This is a genomic window from Terrabacter terrae, from assembly GCF_039529575.1.
GTDB classification, from domain to species: domain Bacteria; phylum Actinomycetota; class Actinomycetes; order Actinomycetales; family Dermatophilaceae; genus Terrabacter; species Terrabacter terrae.
On sequence record NZ_BAAANB010000096.1, the window covers coordinates 1 to 4,171 of the forward strand.

At 74.8% G+C, this 4,171-nt stretch carries 4 protein-coding genes; 2 read left to right on the forward strand and 2 right to left on the reverse strand.

Going from position 1 to position 4,171, the window contains the following annotated elements; translation table 11 throughout:
• Positions 1 to 623, reverse strand: a 623-nt coding sequence (locus ABD194_RS19430; RefSeq protein ID WP_343994556.1) for a hypothetical protein, incomplete at its 3' end; no start/stop codon positions are given.
• Positions 616 to 2,469, reverse strand: coding sequence for an NAD(P)/FAD-dependent oxidoreductase (locus ABD194_RS19435; protein ID WP_343994558.1), 1,854 nt, complete (start codon positions 2,467 to 2,469; stop codon positions 616 to 618). The genes ABD194_RS19430 and ABD194_RS19435, both read right to left, overlap by 8 nt.
• A 452-nt stretch (positions 2,470 to 2,921) precedes the next feature.
• Here ABD194_RS19435 and ABD194_RS19440 point away from each other — a divergent pair, with 452 nt between their 5' ends.
• Both ABD194_RS19440 and ABD194_RS19445 read left to right on the forward strand, forming a co-directional pair.
• The gene (locus tag ABD194_RS19440; RefSeq protein WP_343994562.1) at positions 2,922 to 3,782 is read left to right on the forward strand and encodes an aminotransferase class V-fold PLP-dependent enzyme; all 861 of its coding nucleotides are present in this window, start codon (positions 2,922 to 2,924) and stop codon (positions 3,780 to 3,782) included.
• The coding region (locus ABD194_RS19445; RefSeq protein ID WP_343994560.1) for a DUF427 domain-containing protein at positions 3,779 to 4,171 on the forward strand (393 nt) is incomplete at its 3' end. The genes ABD194_RS19440 and ABD194_RS19445, both read left to right, overlap by 4 nt.

The following is a 4,171-nucleotide window of genomic DNA, read 5'->3' on the forward strand; positions in this document are numbered from 1 at the left end:
TAGAGCGACACCGCGAGCACGCCGGCGGCGAGGAGCGGACCCGTGCCCCGCTCCGGTCCCGGGCCGACGTCGAACGGCGGGAGCCGGAGGAGCGAGGCGATGGCCCACACCCCCATGATGACCACGAGCGCGAGCCGGAGCCGGCGGGCCCGGCGCATCTCGGCTGCGGACTCGTCCGCCGCCACCTCGCGGATCGACACCACGGCGAAGAGCGACCCGATCCCGATGCCGACGGGCGTGGCGACGTTGAAGCCCGCTGACGGGCTGTCGAGGAGGACGTGCGGCGTCGCCAGGGCGTGCAGGCCGAGGAAGCCGGCCGCGGAGAGGAAGGCGAGCGAGACGTACATGACCCGCACGTCGCCGCGCCGGACGGCCGCAGCCCCGGTGCCGTATGCCGTCACAGCGCTGAGCAGGGCGGCCCCGAACACGATCCAGAAGTGGGTCGTCTCGTGCTGCCACTGGCGGTCGAGCCCGTACGACAGGCGGAGCGTCACGAGCCCGACGAGGGGCAGGGCCAGGACCGCGGCGCCCGCGGCAAGGTGCCGTCGGTCGCCGGCGCGAGCGCCGTCACCGACCGGCCGCGTCACACGCTGCACCGGCTCCGCCGGCAGCTGGTCAGCCACGGCGCTCGGCGTTCCCCGGGCTCCGCGCGCGCTGGGCGGCGTCCACGAGGGCGAGGTACTGGTGCACCTCCGACACCACCACGGACCCCTCCCCGACGGCGGACGCCACGCGTTTGACCGATCCCGCACGCACGTCCCCCACGGCGAACAGCCCCGGCAGGGAGGACTCGTGGGCGCACGGCGGCCGCTCCAGCGGCCACGCGCCGAGCTCCCGCAGGTCCGCGCCGGTGACCAGGAACCCCCACCGGTCACGGACGACGGCCTCGGGCAGCCACGCGGTGTGCGGCTCGGCCCCGATCATGACGAAGAGGGCGTCGGCCGGCAGCGAGCGCCTCTCGCCCGTGTCCCGGTCGGCGATGACGACCTCCGACAACCACCCCTCACCGCCCCCGCCGACCACCTCGGAGTTCGGGACCACCGTGATTGACGTCGACGCCTCGATCTCGTCGATGAGGTAGCGCGACATCGTCGAGGACAGGTCCGGCGTGCGGATCACGACGGCCACGTCGGCGGCATACCGCTGCAGGTGCAGGGCGGCCTGACCGGCGGAGTTGCCGCCACCGACGATGACGGTGTGCGCACCGGCCAGGCCGTGCGCCTCCGAGACGTTGGCGCCGTAGTAGACGCCCGACCCGGTCAGCGCCTCGAGGGACGGCACGCCCAGGCGACGATAGGCGACGCCGGTGGCGAGCAGCACGGCGCGTGCCCGCACCTGGCCGACGTCGGAGACGGTCGCCACGAAGACCGGCGAGCGGGCGCCGTCAGCGGCGGCGTCGCCGGCGGTGTCGCCGGCCGTGTCGTGCACCGTGTCGCCGGCCGGCTCGACCGCGGTCACCCGTCGGGTCAGGACGAACCGGGCGCCGAAGACCCAGGCCTGCTGGAACCCGCGCTGCGCGAGCTCCGCGCCGGAGAGGCCGCGTGAGAAGCCGAGGTAGTTGCGGATGAGCGAGCTCGTGCCGGCCTGCCCTCCGAGCGCCTGCTCCTCGACGCACAGCACCGACAGCCCCTCGGACGAGGCGTAGACGGCAGCGGCCAGCCCGGCCGGTCCGGCGCCGACGACGAGGAGGTCGACCTCGCTCACCCGGTCACCGTCCGGACCGGCGAGGTCGGTGCCGATGCCCCAGGCGCGGCAGATGTCGGCGTCCGTCGGGTCGAGCAGCACCGGCCCGCCGAGCGCCGCGAACCAGATGACGAGAGGACCCTCGGCCTCCGTCGCCCGGGGAGCCCCGATCGACTCGAGGACGGCGACCCCCTCGGGCGTGCCCCGGTCGAGGTACGCGTGCGGGATCCCGTTGCGGGTCAGCAGGCTCCGCACCGCGTGCCCGCGCGGGTCACGAGCGGCGCCGACGACGACGACCTCCCGGCGGCGGCTGGACACCGTGCGCGACCAGACCTGGACGAACTCCGAGACGGTGCGGCAGAAGAGCTCGTCCGGTGAGGTCCACGGCTCGAGGACGTAGTAGTCGATGTCGCCGACCGACATGCCGTGCAGGATCGCCTCCGCCGTGCGCCGGTCGGCCCACGAGCCCCACGGCACGAGGAAGGCGCGGGCGGCCTCCGGATGCAGCGTGCGAACCGCCCGGAGCAGGTCGGCGCCGCTGACCTCCGGCAGCCACGGGTCGGCCAGCACCAGCGCCACCGGGTCTCTACGCTCGGCCGCGAGGGCCAGCTGCTCCAGGGCGACCACGCTGTCGGACTCACCGCGCACGCGGAAGTCGGCACTGAACCGCCGCGCGAGCTCAGCCTCCGTGCGCGCGAGGGCGTCGAGGTCCGGATCGACGACGAGGAGCAGGGGAAGCGCCACGGTGACCTCCCACACGATCGGTGCGGCACGGAGTGCGACCACCCCTCTCCCGACGGTAGGCCCGATCGTGGGTGCCCGGGCCCTGATCCGACGAACCGACCGCGACTCGGCGAAGATGGGGCCATGGCTCTTCGTGGTTCGTCCCCCTTCGACGTCGACCGGATCCGCTCGCACTTCCCAGCCCTGCTGGAGGGGGCGGCGCACTTCGACGGGCCCGGCGGGTCCCAGGTGCCCGACACCGTGGCGACCGCGGTCGTCGAGACGCTCACCGCGGCCATCGCCAACCGCGGCGTCGTCACCCCGGCGGAGCGTCGCGCCGACCGCGTCGTCGTCGAGGCGCGGGCGGCGATGGGCGACCTGCTGAACGCCGACCCCGCCGGCGTCGTCTTCGGCCGCTCGGCCACCGAGCTGACCTTCCACATGGCCCGCACGCTCTCGAAGGACTGGGGCCCGGGGACGAGGTCGTCGTCAGCCGCCTCGACCACGACGCCAACATCCGGCCGTGGGTGCTGGCCGCCCAGGCGGCCGGAGCCTCGGTCCGCTGGGCCGACTTCGACCCGGCCACCGGCGAGCTGCCGCCCGGCGCCGTGGAGGCGGTCGTCCGCGAGCGCACCCGCCTCGTCGCCGTGACCGCCGCCTCCAACCTCATCGGCACCCGCCCCGACATCCCGGCGATCGCCGACGTGGCCCACGCGGCCGGCGCGCTGCTCTGGGTCGACGGCGTCCACGCGACGGCGCACGTGCTGACCGACGTGCCCGCGAGCGGCGCGGACTTCTGGGTCTGCTCGCCCTACAAGTTCCTCGGCCCGCACCACGGCGTGCTCGCGGCGGCCCCGTCCCTGCTCGAGACGCTGCACCCGGACAAGCTGCTGCCCTCGTCCGACGCGGTGCCAGAGCGGTTCGAGCTGGGCACCCTGCCCTACGAGCTGCTCGCCGGCACGACGGCCGCCGTCGACTTCCTCGCGGACCTGGCCCTCACCGACCCGTCCCTGCCCCGCCGCGAGCGCCTCGTCACCTCCTTCGCCGCCCTCGAGGAGCACGAGGACTCGCTCCTCGCCACGCTGGAGGCGCGCCTGCGGGCCATCCCCGGGCTGACGGCATACTCCAACGCGAAGCGGCGCACGCCGACGCTGCTCGTCACGGTCGAGGGGCGCGACCCGCAGGAGCTGCGCGCGGCCCTGGCCGAGCGCGGCGTCAACGCGCCGGCCGGCCACTTCTACGCGTGGGAGTGCAGCCACCACCTCGGCCTCGGCGCGACCGGCGGCCTGCGGATGGGACTCGCGCCGTACACGGACGCCGAGGACGTCGACCGGCTCGCGACCGGCCTCGAGGAGATCTGCGGGATCGACCGGTGAGCCGCCCGGTGCCCCTCCCGGCAGGTCCCGGCCAGGAGTCCGTGTGGGACTACCCCCGTCCGCCGCTGGTCAACCCCAGCGACGAGCTCGTCGAGGTCCACCTCGGCGGCGAGCTCGTCGGCCGCAGCCGCTCCGCCCTGCGCGTGCTCGAGACGAGCCACCCGCCCACCTACTACCTGCCCACGGACGCCTTCGTCGAGGGTGCACTCGTGCCCGTCGAGGGCAGCACCGTCTGCGAGTGGAAGGGACGGGCCGCGTACTTCGATGTCGTCGGCGGCGGGAAGCGCGCCGCCCGCGCCGCGTGGACCTACCCCGAGCCGGTGCCGACGTATGCCGTCCTGGCCGGTCACGTCGCCGTGATGCCGGGTCTCGTGGACGCGTGCTTCGTC